Raw genomic sequence first — 19,547 nt, forward strand, 5'->3', positions numbered from 1 at the left:
GATCGTCACTTCACCGAGCCATCAGTCTATGCCCGCCGCTTTTAGCAGACGAAGCAGCAGCTCCTTGCGCGGTCCCTGCGCCTTGCGAGCCAATGCAGTCAGCTTCTCCGGCTTGCCCCAGATCGGATACAGTACCCGCTCGGCCTCGTCGTCCGACAGCGTCTCTATTTGCTGCACGAACAGCGTCAGCTTGTCTTCGTTCTCCAGCTCCGGCTGAATCTTCAGCTTCAACGAATCGTGGGAGCGCAGCAGACTGGCGATCAAGGTCGGCGTCGAGCGTTCCGTAATGCCATAGGTTTCGGCGAAAACGGCTGTAAACTTGTCATGCATCAGCTGATGCTCATCATCTACAAGGTCCATATAAGCTTCAACAAGCGGAAAATACCGCTCAGAGGAAAGCCCCAGCCCAAACACGGCATAACTGCCCGGCATGACGCTTTTTTCATCCTCCGCATCTTCATACCACTCGAATTCTACCATCGCCTCACGAGCGTACTCCTCTAATAACGGATGCAGCTCGGAATAAGCCAGAGCATTCGCAAAAAAACGGTGCGTATCCGATTTGGCCAGCCCCTTGATGGGCAAATACTCTCTCACGCTGGATTTTAGCTTGATTTTGTAGCTTTTCGGGAAGTCCTTTCGGAGCAGCGAGAGAATAAACGATATCGCCCGCTCATACGCCCCGGCTTCTTCCTTGCGAATAACGATGGTGAAAAGGGAAAAAACATCGTTCGCCTTGCATTCGACCAACTCATGGCGCATATTGACTTCGTCGTGCGAGAAGCTATCGCTGCCCTGTTTCAGCATACGTGAGGCTTTGCCGCTGCCAAGCTGCTCCGCCAGCTCCAGAAAAGTCTGCCCTCTAATCTTGCTATAGTTTGGCTCATACCGAATAATCATTACTCCGCCGTACAACAGAAGGTCAATAGGCTGGTTCGGCTCATCCTTATTCTCAAGAACGGCATCCGGCTTGATCACATACTCATTGGCCCTGTATTCGGAACGGGTAACGTCATAGTAGCGTGGCAGGAATATATCCTCGGCCCAGCTGGTCAAGGCCATAATAATATCTCTTCGATGCTCCGCAAGCGCCTCAACCCGGCCTTTATTCAATTCTTGGATCCGGTCAAATAAAGCGATTGTCTTTGCGGCCTCCGGTTCAGGGAACAAATGCGGATCCAGCAGATGACGCGCCAAAAAGAAGGTTTCCAGCGGCTTTGTCGGATAAGTGCCCTTCTCGAGTTTCTTCTCGATATAGGAATGAATTCGCTCCAGAAGCTGCTGCTTTTTCGCTTCATATTCGGTTTCCAGCACCGTTAATTCGACAAGCCCGTCTGCTGTCGCGAAGGTTCCTTGAAAGGTAAACCGGTAATCGATCAGCGGCGACGTTTCCACCTTGTTCAGCCTCTCCCGTACGATATTCACGAGCAGTGGCTGAACCTCATGCAATATCTGCTCTCGTGTAAAGGGCGAAACTCTCATCGACTTATTGCCTGCCGCGCTCCCCAAAGGTTTCAAGCTGTCAACGCTTGTCCTCCCCGGCCGATAATCCAGCATGACAGAGTTAAAGATGCCTACTTGCAGCGTGGTGCGCAAGACCACTTCCTCTGCGTTCTTTCGATTCTCCTGCTCGTCAAACCATGTATGAATGGCCGTTTCCATCTCTTCCAGCGCTTCCTTCTGCAGCTCGTTCATTGTGTTCCACCTTTCCGCTTGTCCCATCTTTTCTCAACATTATCATACTATGAAAATAAAAAACTTACGGCCGCTCCATCCGATATATTGCACTTTCTTCAGTCCTTCCGGGCTCATTCACTCGCTAACGAGACTCAGGAATGACTGCAGTTACTGATGATTCGACTAATTCATCAAGAAATCGGATAACAAAAAGACCGTCCTCCGCATGCAACGCATGTCAGTGGTCGGTTCTTTTGACAAGATTGCCATTTTGCTTACCATCGGGGTTTTATCCGTACTTCGTTTCCAGCAATCCTCCAGGATCCGATCCATTGCTTTGCGACCCCTCCACAAATCATGAGAATTGCCAAAAACCTGCTATTGGATGTTGTATCCCCTCCGCCCCAATCTTCGCAAAAATATACAGAGATCCAAAACCAAAAGGATAACTGTAGTCGTCTCGAAGAAGCATATCGGGGTAACCATCTTCATCTACCTGAAATAAAAAAGAGTATGACTCCTCCTTCAGCTTCGTGAAATAGTAGTCGTTATTTTGGATAAGTCTCGGATTCCCGCCTAGCTTGATCAAAAAAGACTGATCCATGGATTTCTCGTCATTGCTTATATCCCCGGCGGAAATTGCATGTTTTAAGAGACCTGGATTCGTGAACGTCTCTTTAACGCTTTCCTTTGAAATTGGATGCTCGACCACCTTTATCGAGCACTTCGGATAAACATTATTGTCCAAATATTCCTCATAGTCCTCTGGGATGAAGATCGAAATCATGCTCTCCGGTTTAAAGGGATGGACGAGGCACATGTAAAAATAATATTTTTGATTACCTTCGTGGATAAGGTCTGCTTGATCATCAAAGAAGTCCGGTGCATTCCCGCCGATCCAGCCTGTACCCTGTTCGTTCGATAGACTTGGTTCCGCATAATAAAGAATACAGTCTGTTTTCTCAACTAAATAATTTGTGTGGTTCTCCATTTTACGCCTCTCCCTCAAGAAACTTCATGAGGTGCATTTCAGGCGACGCGAGGAACTCTGTAAAGCTGCATAAATCCGCATAAGTCTGATGTTCCTCGTCGTAGCAGCCGATCAGCCCTTTTTTCTTCGGATTCCAAACGAGCTGCAGATCGGAGTAATTGTCGATATCGGCTGATAGACGCAGCAGCTTTTGCTTGCCAACTTTCATCTCAATCGTATCGGTCAATGTGAAAAAGTCGATATGCCCGATTTCATACTCGTTTTGCGCGAGCTCAAGGCGCAGCTTGTCTCCCGTAAGGAAGCTGACCAGTTCATCCGTTAGCTTATATTTCTTTAACTCATATTTTTTGTTTTCCATATCATGCATCTCATCCGGCTCCAGCGATTTCAAATAATCGGCCAAGACGGTATTCTTATTACTGACTGCAATCGTATAAGGCCGCTCGCCGTTCTTTTCCGCTAACGTAACGTCCGCGCCGTGTTCAATCAAAAACTTGACCATGGCCATATTCCCAATCCGCGTCGCAACGGTTAACGGAGTCGCTTGATAAGGATAGACCATATCTGGTTTATTATAGTTGATGTCTACCCCTTGATCGAGCAGATACTTGAGTGTCTTCATGTCATGGTCCGAGGCGGCTTGACGCATTACGTCACCGCCATGCAGCTTGATATCTAATCCGAGCTCATGAATAAGCGGAATGTTTTTTTGTTGCCATTGTAGGCCTCTGAATAGGCGCCTGACCCGATTTTATTGAGCTTGTCCATCTCGGCGCCTTGCGCTGCAATATAGCGGACGATGTCCTCCCTGCAATAGCGAACAGCCCGCAAAAAAGCCGGATTATGATGGACGTTCAGGTTGACGCCGTGCTCGACCAGCAGCTTTACAACATCCATTCTCTGCGTTACAAGCGCCAGATCCAACGGACTTAGCTTGGTGCGCTTGCTGAGTACGATGCCATCTTCAATATCCCAGCCTGCGGCAATTGCAGCTTCTAACGCGGGAATATTCCCTTGGTATATATGCATCGCAATTTCAGGCAGCTCCTCGAACCTCCCGATATCTTTTAGAACGATCATCCAATACCACTCCTATCTGTCCGTTAACTTAACCTAGCCAAGGCGGTTGCCATGTCCGGGAAATAAAAGTATTAAAAAAGCCAGCGGAAACGTACCGCCAGCTCATTTTCGTGCCGTATCACACTGCAGGCATGTTTAGTATAAAATTGATACTCAGCCGGCTCGATCGGGGCCCCTCCCGCGACTCCAGGCGCGAGGCCTCGGTCATACGTCAGCCTAATTTATTCTCGTTCTCCTGCCGCATATTCGCCTGGACAGACGTCCATCACTTCTCTGGCAGGCTGGATCAGCGACATTTCGAACCTGCAAGGCCAATGCACCTCCGGTGCCATCTCCCCGTTCAGCAAGCCGGCGATCGTCTCGCCGTCGTTCACCGGCACGTCCGCTTCAAACAAATAGGCTGCAACACTGAATGCATGCCGTGACACGTCGTTTGGATCCAAGGTATGAAAGTGATACTGGACATCCGGAAGTCCAAGCGCAAAGAGGCCGAGCGAATCGACCAAGCTGTCTTCGGTGCCATGAATGGTAAAATAGCGGATATTCATGCCGAACTGCAAGAACCTCGCGGCTCCTTCGTACGGATTATCCGCAATTTCGGACGGATGCAGCAGCTTCCCGCTCGATGGAATCCAGATCGCTTTGCAGGTCGGGAACAGGCTTACGGCAGCCTCCAGCCAATCCGCCAACAAGGCGCTGCGCGATTTATAGTCCAGCCCCGCCGCCATGAAGTCGCTGATCAGCAGCTTATAACGGCACTGTTCCAGAACGTCCTCCCCATCCGGCATTGTCCAAAACTGGGTGCGCTCCATGTCGGTAATCGACTCTGGTTGAAAAGGCGTAACGTCTGCCATCATTACCTGAGCCGGCATTTCCCCATCCCGGTAGGCTACTTTATACGCCTCTACGGCAAACGACGACAACGCGTCGGATCCCGACACGATATCCGTTTTTCCGCATTGGGTTTCTATCGCAATCCGGATGGCCTCGGCATTCGGCCGTTCCGCTTCCTCCTCAAACAGCAGGTACATTTGAAACAACCGCTGAAACTCGCTTTTTTCGTCTAAATTTTGCTGAAGCACGCGTTCGCTCTCCATTTTTCCCCTACCACTCCGTTCGTATGTCGTTCCCCTCTACTATAGAGATTGCCACACGGTTCCGGCAAGTCCGCCCAGGAAAATGATTCCAAAGTCGGATTTATGGGGCGCTCAGCCTTTCCTGAATCGGAACGCCCATCTCCGCCTTATGCCTATCAAAGCAGCTTATATCGGACATAAATTTTTCTCCGTCACTTGTTGTACGGTTCAGTTTAACGGGGATAACGAACAGAGGGCGAGTAAAACACGTCACTATGCATGTGCAGAATTCTGTCCCAGTTCCCGGGATTGGTCGTGTCTGGAGAGCGGTTCTCTAGAATGGCCTGATACAGGGTTGTTTTTTCCTCCAAATGGGCAACATGCCGTTTGGCTTCCTCGAGCTTAGCGAGCGCCGCTTCTTTATGCTCCATCATGAGTGTGTAGCGTTGCGGAATGGTTGAATCCCCTTCGAGACATAAATCGACGTACTTTTTAATGACTTCAATCGGCATCCCGGATTGCTTGAGGCATTTGACGCCAAACAGCCAGTTGATCGATTCTTCGTCGAACATCCGGATATTATTCTCATTGCGCTGTACGCTTGGCACCAGGCCTTTATCCGTGTAAAAGCGCACGGCATGCTCTGTGAGTCCCGTTATCTGGGCAGCTTCTTTGACCGTATGCATTGTGAAATCCTCCTGAAAAATAATTTGAAAGACGGCTTGACTTCGTGTAACACGAAGGCTCTAAGCTAATTGTAATGCAAATCGGCTGTAAGCGAAATCTTCGCTCGGCGGTACCGATTCCCCTGGGACTCGCGGCCGTTTGCCGTAATACATTTGAACAATAGGAGGAATTACAATGCAAACCGTAACGTTGAACAACGGAGTAAACATGCCGATCGTCGGCTTCGGGGTCTATCAAGTTCCCGATGCGGAAGAATGCGAGAACGCAGTATATGAAGCACTAATGACCGGTTACCGCCTCATCGACACCGCCGCCGGTTATCTGAACGAGGAGGCAGTCGGACGAGCAATTAAGCGCAGCGGCATACCGCGTGAGGAACTGTTCATCACGACCAAGCTTTGGGTCCAGGATGCCGGCTACGAGAGTGCCAAGCTGGCATTTGCCAAATCCCTGAAGAAGCTGCAGCTCGACTACCTCGATCTGTACCTGATTCACCAGCCGTTCGGCGATTACTACGGCGCTTGGCGCGCAATGGAGGAATTGTATCGCGAGGGCAAAATCAAGGCGATCGGGGTCAGCAACTTCCTGCCTGACCGTCTGATGGACCTTATCGTACACAATGAGGTCGTCCCCGCCGTCAACCAGATCGAAACGCATCCGTTCTACCAGCAGACAGAGGTCACCGCTTTTTTGAAAGAGCAGGGAGTTCAACATCAGTCGTGGGCGCCGTTCGCCGAAGGACGAGGCAACATGTTCGGCAACGAAGTGCTGACCTCGATCGCTGAAAAACACAACAAGTCCGTCGCCCAGATCGTGCTGCGCTGGCTTGTTCAGCGTGAAGTCGTTGTCATTCCAAAATCGGTGCGCAGAGAGCGGATCGCCGAAAACTTCGACATTTTCGATTTTGAGTTAAGCGCGGACGATATGACACAAATCTCTACCCTCGATACGCGTGAAAGTCTCTTCTTATCATACCGCGATCCGGAAGTCGCCAAGATGATGGGCAACTGGAGAGTCGACCTGTAAACCTCGGTCGAAACACAATCCCATAGAGAGAGCTATCGACGAAAAATGAAAAGAGGATCGATTTTAATACAGCACCTACGATCCTCTAATTCCGTTATCCGACCAAAAAACTAGCTCTGCAGCAGCTCGTCCCGCGCTTCGGTCAGCGCGAATCCCAGCAGGTTTTGGCCCCGCCATTTCACGGGGTTCTCCGCATTTGGATTGGACTGGCTCATACCGATCCCCCAAATGCGGTCCTGCGGGCTGGCTTCGACGAGGATGCGGTTCTTCGTCGACTTGAGATAATCGCCAAGCTCCGGATTCTGCGAAAACTTGGCCAAGCTGGCTCGTTTGACGATGCCGTAGCATTCCTGGTCCCAGGTATCCTTGTCGAAGTTTCGGACCGCGCGCCCATAAGCCTTCATTTCCTTGGGATGCTTAGCTGTAAGGATCGACTCCAGCATTTCATGGTCGCCGAACAGCCTTGCCTTCTCAGCCATCATAAACTGCTCGGCACAGGAATACTCCGTCCCCTCTACCGTGAACGGGCACATCCACCACTGGCTGAAGCAGCTTTTGTCGATGCTCCCGTCCTTAGGCGGCGTATGGCCCCAAAAGAATACAAACTTGAACGTTTTCCCTTTGTTATAAGCTTGTTTTAGCTCATCGAGATTGTAAATCATCCGTTATTCCTCCAGTTTTCTTCGATACAAGCGGGATGGCCGATGTCCCGCATTTTCGGTGTAATGATCGGTCTCCGCCACGAGATCGGCCACCTTGCGCCGGAAGGCCGCCTTTAATAGCTCTTTATCCAAAATGACCTCATAAACCTGCTGCAGCTCCGTCAAGGTAAAAAGCTCTGGCATCAAGTGCAGCGCAATATCGGTATAGTTCACTTTTCCCCGCAGCCGCTCGATCGCGCATGCTATAATCTTCGCGTGGTCGAAGGCCAAACCGTTATTCGATACGATCTTATAATCCGTGCTGGTCGATGTCGTCTTCACGGTCAACGTCCTCGCCACGACCGCCGAAAGCTCCTCTTCCCCGCTTAGCTTGAGTTCATACTCCAGCGTCTTGACGTATCCGTCCTCCATCATCTCTTTCTGCTCCCGCAGCAGCCGATAGGATACCTTGAACCAAGCAGCGTCGGCCGCATCGTCTCCCGCCTGAAGCTCCAATTTATCGCTGTTGATCAAAGCCATATAGCTGCAGCTCATCACCCAGGTTCGGGGATCTCGCCCGATGTCACTGAACGTATACAACTGCTCCAAATAAACGTCGTCCACGCCGGTCTCCTCGCGCAGTTCCCTTGCCGCGGCCTGTTCAGTCGTCTCGCCCGGCTGGACAAAGCCGCCAGGCAGCGCCCATTTACCCAGGAAAGGGTGACCTCCCCGGCGGATGAGCAGGATGCGGAGCTCCTTTTCGGGTAGCTTCCGATAGCTGTCAGCCGCCTCATCCGTAACCGTGAAGATCACCATATCGGCTGCCACCGAAGGCCGCTCGTAATTCTCTGCCCGGTACTTCTCCAAAAATTCGCGTTCCGTTAGTCCGTCCCGATCCAACAAATCCAATGGGGGCGCCTCCTTGTTTTTTCATTCTAAGCTAGTTGTGGTTATGTGTTCATTTTACTCCCTGCCTGCATCTAATTCTAAACGTTTTAGCTCCCCGAAATAGTTCCGATAGGGCTCGAACCCCGCCAGCACCTCGTCTACCTTGCGCATGCGCTCCTCCAGGCTCCCCCGCAGCGTAATGTAGGGGATGCGCCGCTCCTTCAAATCCGCGATGATCTGTTTATGAAAAACATGCCGCTTCTGATCCCCGCTTCGATCCCACGTATCGTCGTAAGGAATATCGTCGTCGCACAAGAAGAACAGATCGTAGCGCTGCGCGTTCTCCAGGGCAATCCGCGTTAACCGCTCCGGCGCCCGGCCGTGGTAATCCATAGCGAACATATACGTCGTAATCGCATTCGTATCGACGAACAGAAATCGGTTCGCCGCAAGCAAAGCCTGCTCTTCCCGCTCGATATGGCCCACAGCGATTTCATCGAACGCCTCCAGACTGATTCTGCGGTCCACCTGATGCTCGGTCCAATAATCGCGCCCGTATTCGCTAGCATAGGTCGTGTGATACCGCCGCGCCAGCGCTTCGGTGATCGTCGACTTCCCCGTCGACATCGCCCCAACGAATACCACCTTCGTGATTAAGTCCCGGTACACGATATCACTTATGAACTCCCTGTATTTATACGGATCGGAACGGATCATCGTTGCAGAGATCGGAACCTGCTCGCGGGCTTCATCAACCCGCCGGTCAACCGAGCCCAAAGCGAGGCTCATATGCCTGCCGTAAAACTCGCTCGAATAAAAATGCGTGACCTGCTCCCCGTTCAGTAAACGGAGGATATACTGTTCCTCCCGAATCTCATGCTCTCGGTCATCCGAATACCCGTCCGGTCCGTCCCAAGCTTCAACGACCCGGACTGCCGGGTATAGTCGCCGAATCCAATTCGCCCGGATGTGAAGCGGGATCGGCGTCACCGTCGTCTCGTAAATGACCACGATCAACTCATCGACCTCTTGCAGCGCCGTTTCGATCATGAACTGATGCCCTTTATGCAGCGGGGCAAACTTCCCCAGCGTTAATCCGAGCTTTTTCATGCCGCCACCTCCCTGGCCCCTTTGTTCCAATTGTAATAGCCGTATACCGCATTAACCAAATACGCGCTCCACATGACGATCATCAGCATGCCTTCGCTGCTGCCCTCAAGCAGTCGAATCGCCCAGAGCAGCACCGTAAACAAATTCAACACAATATAGACAAGCCATTGCTCCTTGAATCTGCGGACCATTAAGAAGGTGGCTACAACGGACAACACCGTCGTAATAGCATCGATGTAAGGCGAGTTCTGTCCCGGGATGAACGAAAGCCCAAATCCCAGCAGCAAACAGCCCAAGATACAGGCTGCGCCAACGAGAAGCAGACCTCTAAACTCCATTTGGCGCATGATCAGCTTGCCGTCTTGGCGGTGATTTTTCCACATGTAGAAGCCAATGACGTTCATCGGAACGAAGAACAGCAGATTCAGCATAACCTCTCCAAACAACCCGTTAATATAGGCCAGATAAGCATAACCGATGGTGTTGTACATGCCGAAAACATAGCTCATCAGGCTGCCCTTCGCCGCAAGCACCACGCACAGCACCCCGGTAATAAAAACGGTAAATCCGAATAAAGAATCCTTGGACATCACCGTAAATCCCACCGCAATCGAGGTAAACAGCGCCAACCAAGCGATTTCGAACAGGTTCCAGCCGCGCGCAACCATCTTCACAATACATCCCCTCTGCTTTCTTCACTGGTTTATAGAGCGAAACCACCCAGTCAATACTTAGTATCATTTTGTTAATAACATTTTGTTACTATCAAAAATAACAGAAAAGCCTGCGCATGGCAAGTGAAATCTGCCCATTTATCGCAGACATGATCGTTATGATCTTGTACATTCCGCAAAATCATGAGAGGACGAACACCACTTGTTACAACACGGAATATACAAATATATAGGCACTTATCCCAATCATGCTTATTCTGTAAGCTTGGAATCGGAATAGGCACAAAGGAGTGTGTAGGTTGGTACTACAATCATCTCACTATTTTGCCCACGGCAACACTGCGCGCGGGGCTCATTTCTTGTATACATCCGCATTTGACGGGTTGAACAAGATTTATGTCCTTACGGGGCCCCAAGGTACGGGGAAATCAACGGTCATGCAAAGCTTGGCGGATCGCCTGCTGGATCAAGGCTTTCATGTGCAATGCTTCCACTCCCCCCTCCGTCCCGACGAACTGGATGGCATCATTTTTACGGAATTGAAGGTTGGTATTGTTGACGGCAGAGTCTGTAAGGGAATTTCGGATAGCGGGGCCGATAACATCGTCTATATCGATTTCGGGGAAGCATTCGATAACAGCCTGATTTCACCGGAAGACTTGGTCACGATAGAAGATCTTAGTGGCAAGCTTGAGGACGCCTATTCAACTGTATATGAAACATTCGCAACGGCACTACGGATTCATGACGAGTGGGAAAAATATTATATCGAAAATATGGATTTCGCGAAGGCCGATCAGATTGCACTGGAATTCATTCAAGAATTATACGCCGGTCATGAAAGCGATACGCCAATCGCTCCGCGTCACTTATTTTTCGGAGCTGCGACCCCGAGGGGGGCGTTCGATTTTATTCAAAGCTTGACCGCTCAGCTGGAAAGACGGATATTCATCAAAGGAAGGGCGGGATCCGGCAAATCGACGCTGCTGAAAAAGCTTGCATCTGCTGCCGAACAGAAAGGAATCAACGTTCAAGTGTTTCATTGCGCCTTTGATCCGAACAGTCTGGATATGCTGATATTCCCGGAGCTTCGAACAGCGATCTTCGACAGTACCGCTCCGCATGAATATTTCCCCGATCGGGACGGGGATGAGATCCTAGATATGTATACGCGGACCATTGCCCCTGGAACCGATGAAGCCTATGCTAACGAAATAGCGGCTATCAAAGCACGCTATTCGGCAAAGATGAAAGAGGCCACCTCCCATCTGGCGGAAGCCGAAGCCATCGATTCTCAGATTAAAGCCTACTATGTTGCGGCCACCGATTTTTCGATCGTGGAGAAACTCCGCCTGCAATTACAGTCCGAATTGAATGAACGGATCAGCTCCATTCAGACTTCACAATAAGATACAACCCAAAAGCGTTCGTCAATGTCTACCTTTGAACCGTTTAATCGCTTCCTCGGTCACCGGCTCGAAGAGGTTAAGCAGATTGCCATCGGGATCGCGGAACAGCATAGAACGGTTCCCCCACGGCATCGTGGTCGGTTCCTTTACCCAATGATCGACGAATGGCTTCAAGCGCACATATTCGGCTTCGACATCATCGACGCGGAACTCAATAATGACAGTGCGATTATTGGCCCCCACTACGGAACCCGCGCCGAATAGCTGTGCCGTTTGGGAGTGGCCGATTGCAAGGGTGCATGATGGCAAGACGAGTTCGGCAAATACGGGCGCGGGTCGCTCCGCCGAAACCCCCATGACTTTCTCATAGAACTCGACGAGACGATCCACGTCGTCAGTAATGATGCGTACGGAAGCGAAATTCATAAGTTATCATCCTTCCTAATAATGGGTTTGGCTGTGCCCCACAGCCGTTGTAAAACTTGCTTTTTACTTATTTCATTTACTTGTCCAATAATAAAAAAACGCTACTGACAACGTTATGTCAGTAGCGTCAGGCTGTCGAGAAAGTCTCGACAGCCTTCTTTATGTTTATTTATTTTAAGACAGCACCGCGTTAATGTTGTATAATATAGATAACTACTCATGAACGGATGGTGTCTTGAATGCTGAGATCTAATCGGGAAAAACAACAAAGCTACGAATTCGTGTCAATTGAAGAGCTGGTTCCACAGGATCATTTGCTGCGGAAAGTGGACAAGTATATCGACTTCTCCTTTATTGACGATAAGGTTCGTCCTCTTTACTGCGCAGATAACGGGCGGCCAGCCATTGATCCGGTCGTTCTGTTTAAGATGATTTTTCTCGGTTATTTTTATGGCATTCGCTCCGAACGCCAGTTGGAACGCGAGATTCAAACGAATTTGGCTTACCGCTGGTTTTTAGGTCTTGGTCTAACCGATAAAGTCCCAGACCACTCCACCATTAGCTGGAACCGGCGGACTCGGTTTAAGGATACTGACATTTTCCAGGAGATCTTTGACGAAATCGTCCTCCAAGCGATCTCGCACAAAATGGTGGGCGGGCGTGTGCTCATTACCGATTCGACTCACGTAAAAGCCAATGCCAACAAGCACCACTATACCAAGCAAGAAGTTCTACAAAACACCAAGGACTATATTGACGAACTCAATGAGGCTGTGACGGAGGACCGCAAAGCGCACGGAAAAAAGCCCTGAAAGTACGAGAGGAAGTGAATGGAACCAAAGAAATTAAAGTGAGCACCACCGATCCTGAAAGTGGCTATATGATTCGCGACGGTAAGCCAGAGGGGTTCTTTTATCTCGACCACCGGACGGTGGATCTTAAATACAATCTCATTACCGATGTCCATGTTACGCCAGGAAATGTCCACGATTCGGTTCCGTATTTGTCGCGATTAGACCGCCAAAGAGAACGTTTTGGATTCAAGGTTGAAGCTGTAGCCCTGGATTCCGGTTATTTAACTACGCCCATTTGCCGAGGTTTACAGCAGCGAAAGATTTTTGCCGTTATTGCACACCGGAGATTTCATCCGAAGCAAGGTTTGTTTGCCAAATGGAAGTTTACTTACGACGCTGAAAGTAACACCTATATCTGCCCGGAAAAACACCAACTGACGTACCGGACTACCGACCGGAAGGGTTACAGGCAGTATGCGTCAGACCCGGAACATTGCAAGACCTGTCCGATGCTTGCGCAATGCACTCATTCCAGGAACCACCGGAAGGTACTGACCCGACATGTCTGGGAAGACAGCAAAGACTGGGTGCGAAATAACCGGCTAAGCCGAGACGGCAAGCAGTTGTACCGCAAACGAAAAGAAACGATTGAGCGAAGCTTCGCGGATGCCAAAGAGCTCCATGGGTTTCGCTATTGCCGTTTGCGCGGACTCTCGAACGTCACGGAACAAGCGTTGATGACGGCCACCGTGCAGAACATGAAGAAGATGGCGATCCACCTGGATCGCCTGGAAAAGAGGGGGTAACCCTTCTTTTTTAGGCTTTTTAGCAACTGCAAATGAAAATAAGAGAAACCCAACGTCTACAAGACGTGGGTTTCTCGACAATCTGACGCTACTGACAACGTTATGTCAGTAGCGTTTTAGAATTTTTGGGGCTTCGTTCGATTCCTTCACCTTATCTGCGATGTCATGGTTAAATCGAAGGCATACTCGCAAGTGGCCATCAGCCTCTGACACACAAGAAACCATTAAAGACATTTATCGCGGTTGGGACGACCCGTAGGTCATCGTATTGAGCTGCAATGCCGAGTTTTATTAAACTGGCCGGAATACGAGGTTCCAAGTTTATAGATTTCCTGTAAAATGATGCTATGAAAAAAATATTATCTTTCATGGATTGGGGCATATTCGCTCTTCGTTCGTACCATTATATCTTGCTGTTGTCCCAGGCTCTGGCGGTAAGTGAGTTTTCGATCCGAACGTTATTAAATGTGACCTGGCTGGGCGCAGCCCTTGTCGTCCCTTTGCTGTTCTGGTTTCCTGGGCGCCGGATGAACAAAGTCTGGTTTTGCATATTGGAGTTATTGCTTGGCGGTTCTTATTATGTGAATTCTGTCATTCATCCGGATCTGACTTCAAAAGCGGACTATTTGCTGCCGAGTCTTACAATCGGGTACTTATTAACTAAGCAATCTCTTTGGATCATTCCCTTGCTTGCTTTCATTCCTTTTTCCTTTCAGTCTTCCCTAAGACTGTCCTGGGAGCAAGCCCTAAGTCTCGGAACAGACAATCTGCTGTTCTGCTTCATCGGCATGTGGGCAAGCCTCGTAGCCAATGCGTATGATCAGAAGAATAAACTGGTAGCCGAAGTGGAGCATCAAAATAAGCTCTTAACTCACTACTCGGCCGAGATCGAGAAAATGACTTTGCTTGAAGAACGCAACCGCATGTCCAAGGAGCTTCATGATACGCTGGGTCATTCCTTTATCTCACTCATCCTGAGTCTTGATGCTTCTATTGCCCTTATGGATAGCAAGCCTGCCGAGGCCAAAGATCGGTTAATTCGCTTAAGGGCATTGGCTGAGAAAAATCTGGACGATATGAGAAACATCGTACACGAGATGGGGGAAGAAGAGGAGTCCAGTCTGATCCGACAGATTGAATCCCTTGCGGCCCGTTTCCGGGAGCACACGGGTACGGCCCTGACTGTGAGTCTGCCGGGGACAGAGAGGTCGATACGTTTTGAAGTACGGCAAACAATCCTTCGGGTCATCCAGGAGTCCTTTACGAATGCATTAAAACATGGAAAGGCAACTCAACTTCATCTGGAGCTTGGGTTTTCCGAGAGCCACCTACTATTGTCCGTTCGAAATAACGGCAAGCCGATCGACAAGCTAAATTATGGCTTCGGCTTGACCACGATGAACCACCGGGTTGAGCAGTTAGGAGGCAGCTTGCACCTGTCATCCAGGGAGGGAACTCCAGTGATCACCGAAGTCAGATGCGAAATCCCGCTGAAAGGATTGGTACCGCATGGAGAAGATTAAAGTGCTGCTTGCTGATGATCAAGAATTGATTCTCGAAAGTTTACATATCGTGCTGTCCATGGAACCGGATTTGGAAATTGTCGGTTTGGCCAAGAATGGGGAAGAGGCACTGAAGGGCTGTGAGCAGTTTTTGCCGGATATTGTGTTGATGGATATCAATATGCCTGTCATGGACGGCGTCGCCGCAACAGCCCTGATTAAAGAGCGGATGCCTGCAACTAAAATCATCATGCTAACCTCCTATAAGGAAGTAGAGTATGTGCTAGCAGCGTTAAGCCATGGAGCGGAAGGTTACCTGCTCAAAGCCCTTCATCCCAGAGACCTGGCTGCAGGCATACGGGTGGTTCAGGCGGGAGGGACTTTAATTTCGCAGGAAATGGCGAGTAAAATGATCAAGACCATGAACAATGCTCCCCTTGCAAAAAATAACGAATTTGGGCTCACCGCCCGTGAAATGGAAGTGCTGCATAAGCTGGCTTCTGGCCTGCGTAATCAAGACATTGCCGAGTCGCTGTATCTTAGTGAAGGAACGGTCAAAAATTATATCTCCACGATTTATTCAAAGCTGAATGTGAAAGGAAGGCGCGAGGCCGCCCGTAAAGCCCGAGATTCGGGAATGCTGGATCATTCATAAGCTGATTCCCAAGAAGCTGGTAACTCATTAGAGTTACCGGCTTTTTTCTCAATAGCCATAGCTTAAATGATGACCAAAGCGCACTGTCTCTTATGACTTTCTCAGCCTATACTCATAGCATCAAACAATAGAAGAGGCGATAAGAAATGAAGAAAAAAATGTCCGGAAATAAAGAACTTCTGCAGAAGCAGAATGGCAGGAAGTTAAGTGCTTGGAGTTCATTTTGGCGCTTTCCCATCGTCTGGATGCTTGTAGGAGCTATCGGTATTGTTCTTATCGATACGTTGTTCCGGCAGCTGACAGAGCGAGTTGATGGGGTGATTTCCCTTGCCCTTACACTAGTGATGGGGTTGCTGGCCATCTTGGTTTATAAGCTCACCCTGACATACCTGGCCCGGCGTTCCACTCCAGAGATAGCTAGACAACGCGCAGGGATTGAGGCCTTGCTGGGCGTACTTACCGGGACAATCTTTATTGCAGGCTCCGTCTTTATTATTATGGCTCTGGGAGGTTACTCCTTTCAGTGGGCAAGTTCTGCGAATGCGGGTTCTGTTCTACTATCCTCCATTGGGGCAGCTTTAGGAGCAGCCATTGTCGAGGAGCTTATCTTTCGTGGACTTATGTTTCAAGCCATTGATCGATTGGGGGGGAAACCGCTCGCACTCGTTGTGACCTCACTATTCTTTGGAATTGCCCATCTCGGCAATCCAGGGGCAACATTATGGAGCGGGTTCGCCATAGCCCTGGAAGCAGGTGTTCTGCTCGGAGCGGCCTTCCTGTGGCGGCGGAACTTATGGTTTGCCATGGGGCTGCATTTTGCATGGAATGCCATTGAAGGAGTGCTAGGCATTCCTGTTTCCGGACACTCGGCTCCCGGTCTGTTTACTGTAGAGGTGAACGGTGCCACACTTCTCACAGGGGGCGATTTTGGACTTGAAGGTTCCATTGTTTCGGTTGTGGTCAGTCTTCTGATCTCCATTCCAATGCTAATTGGGGCTGCGCGGTATCGAAGGGTTCAGGCCCGGAACCTTCCTGTATCAAAGTAAACACGGCAGCTTATAGAGACATTGAAAATCCAGCAATTTTTGATCCATCTAATTAACCAAAAGGTACCTTAAGATAAAAGGCCTCTCCTGTCATCCCCATTTCGGATGACCCAAGGAGAGTGTTATTTACGAACAAGACGTTTCCGGAGCGTAAAACGTGACACTTTAACATCTATAGAGAGAAATCAAAAAGGCACCCCATCAGGTGCCTTTCTTCTTTGGCGTATCTTTATTCAATTCGCTTTATTACGTAAAATACTCAATTTTTGAATTAGGGAAATAAGTATGGATATACCTGCCTAGCGTATCTTTAATATCCTCCTGCTCTTGATCAGTGTACACGTATTTTCCAATCCCATACCGCCCCCACTTCCACTTTCTCTTCGTTTCATCAAGTTCCAGCTTCGTCATCGGATAGTTTTTCTGTATGACATTCTTAGCCGGTTTAGTAAAGCGATGCTGAATCAGCTCAAAGGTCAAATCCTTTTTAGAAGAATGGGTAAGTGCGGATTCTAATTTCTCGAACATATCCTTGTAGCCCGCTTTCCATCCATCATGCAAATATATAGGGGCAATAATGAAACCTAATGGATATCCTGCCTCCCCAACTTTTCTGGCGGCTTCGATTCTCTCTGCCTGTCTGGATGTACCTGGTTCAAAATTTTTAATAATATAATCATCATTCATACTAAATCGAAAGCGAGTCCGCCCATTATGCTTGGCATCAAGTAAATGATCAATATGAGCAAACTTGGTTACGAAGCGTAGTTGTCCCAAGTCAGACTTACCAAAATATTCGATAGCCTTCTTGAGCGTATGGGTTAAGTGATCAATACCCGCGATATCCGATGTACATGATGCTTCAAACCTTGTAATCTCAGGGGCTCGCTCTTTCATATATTGGTCCGCAGCCTCAAAGATGTCGTCAATATTGACATAAGTCCGAATGTACGGCTTACTTCCCATCGTCGTTTGTAAATAACAATAATGACAATGGCCCATGCACCCTGTTGCAAACGGAATAGCAAACTCTGCCGAAGGCTTTGAAGTATCGAATTTTAAAGTTTTCCTAACTCCGACAACTAATGTTGACTTTGCTATTCGATATTTTTGAAAATCATTGTCTCCAGGCAGGTTCCGAATTTGATTATGTGAGGTTGTCTCACGGATTTCGATGCCCATTTTTTCAAATTTAGATATTAATTCTTTTCCCAACGGATAATCCAATGCCCTTGGCTCTACATATACGAGTTGAGGCACAAATGGCTTAACCATAATACGCCCCCATATCGGATAAACCGAATGCCTCTCTATAGGCGTGCTCAGCTTCACTTGCTGTTGGGTACACCGCAATCTCATCGTTCAATGGGTAATACGTCTCATAAATAAATAGCGCATAATTTCCCGGCGAATCAGGATCATTCACTACGGCAGCTTCCTGGACATTTGCGACACCCTGAACATGCGGGTTACGAATGATTACATACACAATCTGTCCCGGTTGATATTCATTCATCACATCATTGACCCCTATCCTAGATGTTTCGGTTAGTATCACACAAAACAATCTGGAATAAGCCGACATGTAAGGAGATCTGATACTGGGGGCATATAAGGGGAACCAACCCGGCTTACTCTCTCCCAGCCACACTGTCCTTGCTTCTTTACCAATTCCAGATGTATCTCATTTCCCTAAATCCGACATCCCATATTCTCAACACTCAAATTAACAATTCGACATGCCTGATTTCAGCTCACCGCTGCCTGAAACGGCATATGCACGCATGGAAACTAACTGTTGACTTAAACCATGGTTTAAGTCGTATCCTATTCTTGTCGACATTGAAATGTAAGATTTGGGGGCCTTCAAATGAAGTATTGTTCCATTAGCGAAGTTTCAGCCAAATTCAATATTCCAGAATCAACATTGCGTTATTACGAAAAAAAAGGACTGCTGCCACGAATTGAGCGTGATGAAGCAGGCAGGCGGTTATTTTCAGAAGTCCAAATGGCGCTCCTTCAAACCGTAATTTGCTTAAAAAATACTCGCATGCCAATAAGGGAAATTAAGCAGTACATGGATTGGATCCAAGAAGGAGACGCCACAATTGAACGCCGACTTGAAATGATGACAAAACACAAACAGAAGGTGCTGGATGAGATTTCGTTAATGACAGACTCCTTGCAAGGTATTGATGAAAAAATAAAGCGCTATACAAATCGAATCAGGGAGGAACGATCATGAATCTTTCAGGGAATACAATTCTCATTACAGGTGGAAGTGCTGGAATCGGATTAGCCTTTGCAGAAAGGTTCATAAAGGCTGGAAATAAAGTCATCGTTACTGGACGGCGGGAAAATGCACTTCAACATGCAAAAGAAAAACTTCCAAGCCTGATAACTCGTGTAAGCGATTTGAATAAGGAATCCGAGCGTGCAGCATTATTTGACTGGGTAACAGGAAACTATCCGGAAGTAAATGTGTTGGTTAATAATGCAGGGATCCAACAACGTTTTAACGTGTTGAAAGCAGATGCGACGAATAATTGGAGCTATTTCAACAAAGAAATCATAACGAACCTTGAAGCACCGCTCCATCTCTCTATGCTGTTTGCTCCGTTTTTTGCAGCAAAAGAATCGGCGACCATTATTAACGTAACATCAGGGTTAGCTTTTACACCGTTTGCGATGGCTCCGATTTATTCAGCAACGAAAGCGGCACTTCATTCGTTTACGATGAGTCTAAGGCATCAGCTGTCCGATACGTCTGTCGAAGTTATCGAAGTCGCTCCTCCGGCAGTAAATACAGATTTAGGCGGTGCGGGATTGCATACGCATGGCGAGCCATTAGACGCCTTTGCGGATGGAATCTTCAACGAATTAGCAAAAGGCAAAATGGAAATCGGATATGGTTCTTCTGTGGCCCGCTTGCGCATGTCACGAGATGAAATCGACAAATACACAGAAAAGTTGTATAAGGCAACGAAAAACACCGTTGAATAACCGCTTGTATAAAAAAAGTACTGCCATGACGCAGTCCCCGATCAGCCAATCTACAG

At 48.6% G+C, this 19,547-nt stretch carries 19 protein-coding genes and 1 pseudogene; 8 read left to right on the forward strand and 12 right to left on the reverse strand.

The annotated features are described in order from the left end of the window. Positions 1-21: 21 nt before the first annotated feature. The 5 genes and pseudogenes from NSQ46_RS29900 to NSQ46_RS29920 all read right to left on the reverse strand — a co-directional run bounded on the left by NSQ46_RS29900 (position 22) and on the right by NSQ46_RS29920 (position 5,510). The gene (locus NSQ46_RS29900; RefSeq protein WP_213616477.1) at positions 22-1,695 is read right to left on the reverse strand and encodes a DUF6138 family protein; all 1,674 of its coding nucleotides are present in this window, start codon (positions 1,693-1,695) and stop codon (positions 22-24) included. A 337-nt stretch (positions 1,696-2,032) separates the two neighbouring features. Continuing rightward, a complete protein-coding gene (locus NSQ46_RS29905; RefSeq protein WP_007129130.1) occupies positions 2,033-2,668 on the reverse strand; it encodes a hypothetical protein in 636 nt (211 codons plus the stop codon). Between the two features lies 1 nt (position 2,669). Next, positions 2,670-3,748 (reverse strand): annotated as a pseudogene (locus NSQ46_RS29910) (ankyrin repeat domain-containing protein). Positions 3,749-3,969: 221 nt separating this feature from the next. Further along, complete coding sequence (locus NSQ46_RS29915) at positions 3,970-4,845, reverse strand: DUF4261 domain-containing protein (protein WP_040738332.1); 876 nt, start codon at positions 4,843-4,845, stop codon at positions 3,970-3,972. A 212-nt stretch (positions 4,846-5,057) separates the two neighbouring features. Continuing rightward, the gene (locus tag NSQ46_RS29920; protein WP_210094145.1) at positions 5,058-5,510 is read right to left on the reverse strand and encodes a MerR family transcriptional regulator; all 453 of its coding nucleotides are present in this window, start codon (positions 5,508-5,510) and stop codon (positions 5,058-5,060) included. Positions 5,511-5,685: 175 nt separating this feature from the next. Here NSQ46_RS29920 and NSQ46_RS29925 point away from each other — a divergent pair, with 175 nt between their 5' ends. Further along, positions 5,686-6,537: an aldo/keto reductase gene (locus NSQ46_RS29925; RefSeq protein WP_210094146.1), complete on the forward strand. Its 852-nt coding sequence runs from the start codon at positions 5,686-5,688 to the stop codon at positions 6,535-6,537. Between the two features lie 110 nt (positions 6,538-6,647). On the opposite strand, the gene NSQ46_RS29930 is transcribed toward NSQ46_RS29925, so the two are convergent. From NSQ46_RS29930 to pnuC, 4 genes are read right to left on the reverse strand one after another with little or no spacing between them, the layout of a single operon-like run. Next, positions 6,648-7,199: an NADAR family protein gene (locus NSQ46_RS29930; protein ID WP_007129135.1), complete on the reverse strand. Its 552-nt coding sequence runs from the start codon at positions 7,197-7,199 to the stop codon at positions 6,648-6,650. Between the two features lie 3 nt (positions 7,200-7,202). Next, on the reverse strand, positions 7,203-8,087 hold the full coding sequence (locus tag NSQ46_RS29935; RefSeq protein WP_028405864.1) for an NUDIX domain-containing protein: 885 nt from the start codon (positions 8,085-8,087) through the stop codon (positions 7,203-7,205). 54 nt (positions 8,088-8,141) lie between these two features. Next, on the reverse strand, positions 8,142-9,176 hold the full coding sequence (locus tag NSQ46_RS29940; protein WP_007129137.1) for an AAA family ATPase: 1,035 nt from the start codon (positions 9,174-9,176) through the stop codon (positions 8,142-8,144). After that, positions 9,173-9,844 carry a nicotinamide riboside transporter PnuC gene (gene pnuC / locus NSQ46_RS29945; protein WP_244152682.1) on the reverse strand — a complete coding sequence of 224 codons (672 nt, stop codon included), beginning with the start codon at positions 9,842-9,844 and terminating at the stop codon, positions 9,173-9,175. The genes NSQ46_RS29940 and pnuC overlap by 4 nt, the downstream gene beginning before the upstream one ends. 296 nt (positions 9,845-10,140) lie before the next feature. Here pnuC and NSQ46_RS29950 point away from each other — a divergent pair, with 296 nt between their 5' ends. Beyond that, the gene (locus NSQ46_RS29950) at positions 10,141-11,259 is read left to right on the forward strand and encodes a PRK06851 family protein (protein ID WP_244152675.1); all 1,119 of its coding nucleotides are present in this window, start codon (positions 10,141-10,143) and stop codon (positions 11,257-11,259) included. Between the two features lie 21 nt (positions 11,260-11,280). Here the strand turns inward: NSQ46_RS29950 and NSQ46_RS29955 are convergent, their stop codons facing one another. Next, positions 11,281-11,685: a VOC family protein gene (locus NSQ46_RS29955; protein WP_007129140.1), complete on the reverse strand. Its 405-nt coding sequence runs from the start codon at positions 11,683-11,685 to the stop codon at positions 11,281-11,283. 239 nt (positions 11,686-11,924) lie between these two features. Here NSQ46_RS29955 and NSQ46_RS29960 point away from each other — a divergent pair. The 4 genes from NSQ46_RS29960 to NSQ46_RS29975 all read left to right on the forward strand — a co-directional run bounded on the left by NSQ46_RS29960 (position 11,925) and on the right by NSQ46_RS29975 (position 16,488). Next, positions 11,925-13,285, forward strand: a protein-coding gene (locus NSQ46_RS29960; RefSeq protein ID WP_251535842.1) for an IS1182 family transposase whose coding sequence is annotated in 2 segments (ribosomal slippage) — positions 11,925-12,492 and positions 12,492-13,285 — 1,362 coding nt in all. Because the reading frame shifts where the segments join, the coding sequence is not laid out codon by codon here. A gap of 347 nt (positions 13,286-13,632) precedes the next feature. Continuing rightward, on the forward strand, positions 13,633-14,808 hold the full coding sequence (locus NSQ46_RS29965; protein ID WP_040738333.1) for a sensor histidine kinase: 1,176 nt from the start codon (positions 13,633-13,635) through the stop codon (positions 14,806-14,808). Then, positions 14,795-15,442, forward strand: coding sequence for a response regulator transcription factor (locus NSQ46_RS29970; RefSeq protein WP_007129142.1), 648 nt, complete (start codon positions 14,795-14,797; stop codon positions 15,440-15,442). Before NSQ46_RS29965 ends, NSQ46_RS29970 begins: the two co-directional genes overlap by 14 nt. A 146-nt stretch (positions 15,443-15,588) precedes the next feature. Next, positions 15,589-16,488, forward strand: coding sequence for a type II CAAX endopeptidase family protein (locus NSQ46_RS29975; protein WP_342575862.1), 900 nt, complete (start codon positions 15,589-15,591; stop codon positions 16,486-16,488). 246 nt (positions 16,489-16,734) lie between these two features. Here NSQ46_RS29975 and splB read toward each other — a convergent pair whose 3' ends face one another. Together splB and NSQ46_RS29985 are read right to left on the reverse strand one after the other, a co-directional pair. Continuing rightward, on the reverse strand, positions 16,735-17,763 hold the full coding sequence (gene splB, locus NSQ46_RS29980; RefSeq protein WP_342575864.1) for a spore photoproduct lyase: 1,029 nt from the start codon (positions 17,761-17,763) through the stop codon (positions 16,735-16,737). Beyond that, on the reverse strand, positions 17,756-18,004 hold the full coding sequence (locus tag NSQ46_RS29985; protein ID WP_007129155.1) for a transcriptional regulator SplA domain-containing protein: 249 nt from the start codon (positions 18,002-18,004) through the stop codon (positions 17,756-17,758). Before NSQ46_RS29985 ends, splB begins: the two co-directional genes overlap by 8 nt. 354 nt (positions 18,005-18,358) lie before the next feature. On the opposite strand from NSQ46_RS29985, the gene NSQ46_RS29990 reads away from it, so the two are divergent. Beyond that, the gene (locus tag NSQ46_RS29990) at positions 18,359-18,733 is read left to right on the forward strand and encodes a MerR family transcriptional regulator (protein ID WP_007129156.1); all 375 of its coding nucleotides are present in this window, start codon (positions 18,359-18,361) and stop codon (positions 18,731-18,733) included. Then, entirely contained in the window at positions 18,730-19,491 is a 762-nt protein-coding gene (locus NSQ46_RS29995) for an SDR family NAD(P)-dependent oxidoreductase (protein ID WP_251535882.1), read from the forward strand. Before NSQ46_RS29990 ends, NSQ46_RS29995 begins: the two co-directional genes overlap by 4 nt. The last annotated feature ends 56 nt before the right edge of the window (positions 19,492-19,547 follow it).

The sequence above is a fragment of the Paenibacillus sp. FSL M8-0142 genome (assembly GCF_038597315.1).
Lineage (GTDB): Bacteria > Bacillota > Bacilli > Paenibacillales > Paenibacillaceae > Paenibacillus_AQ > Paenibacillus_AQ lactis.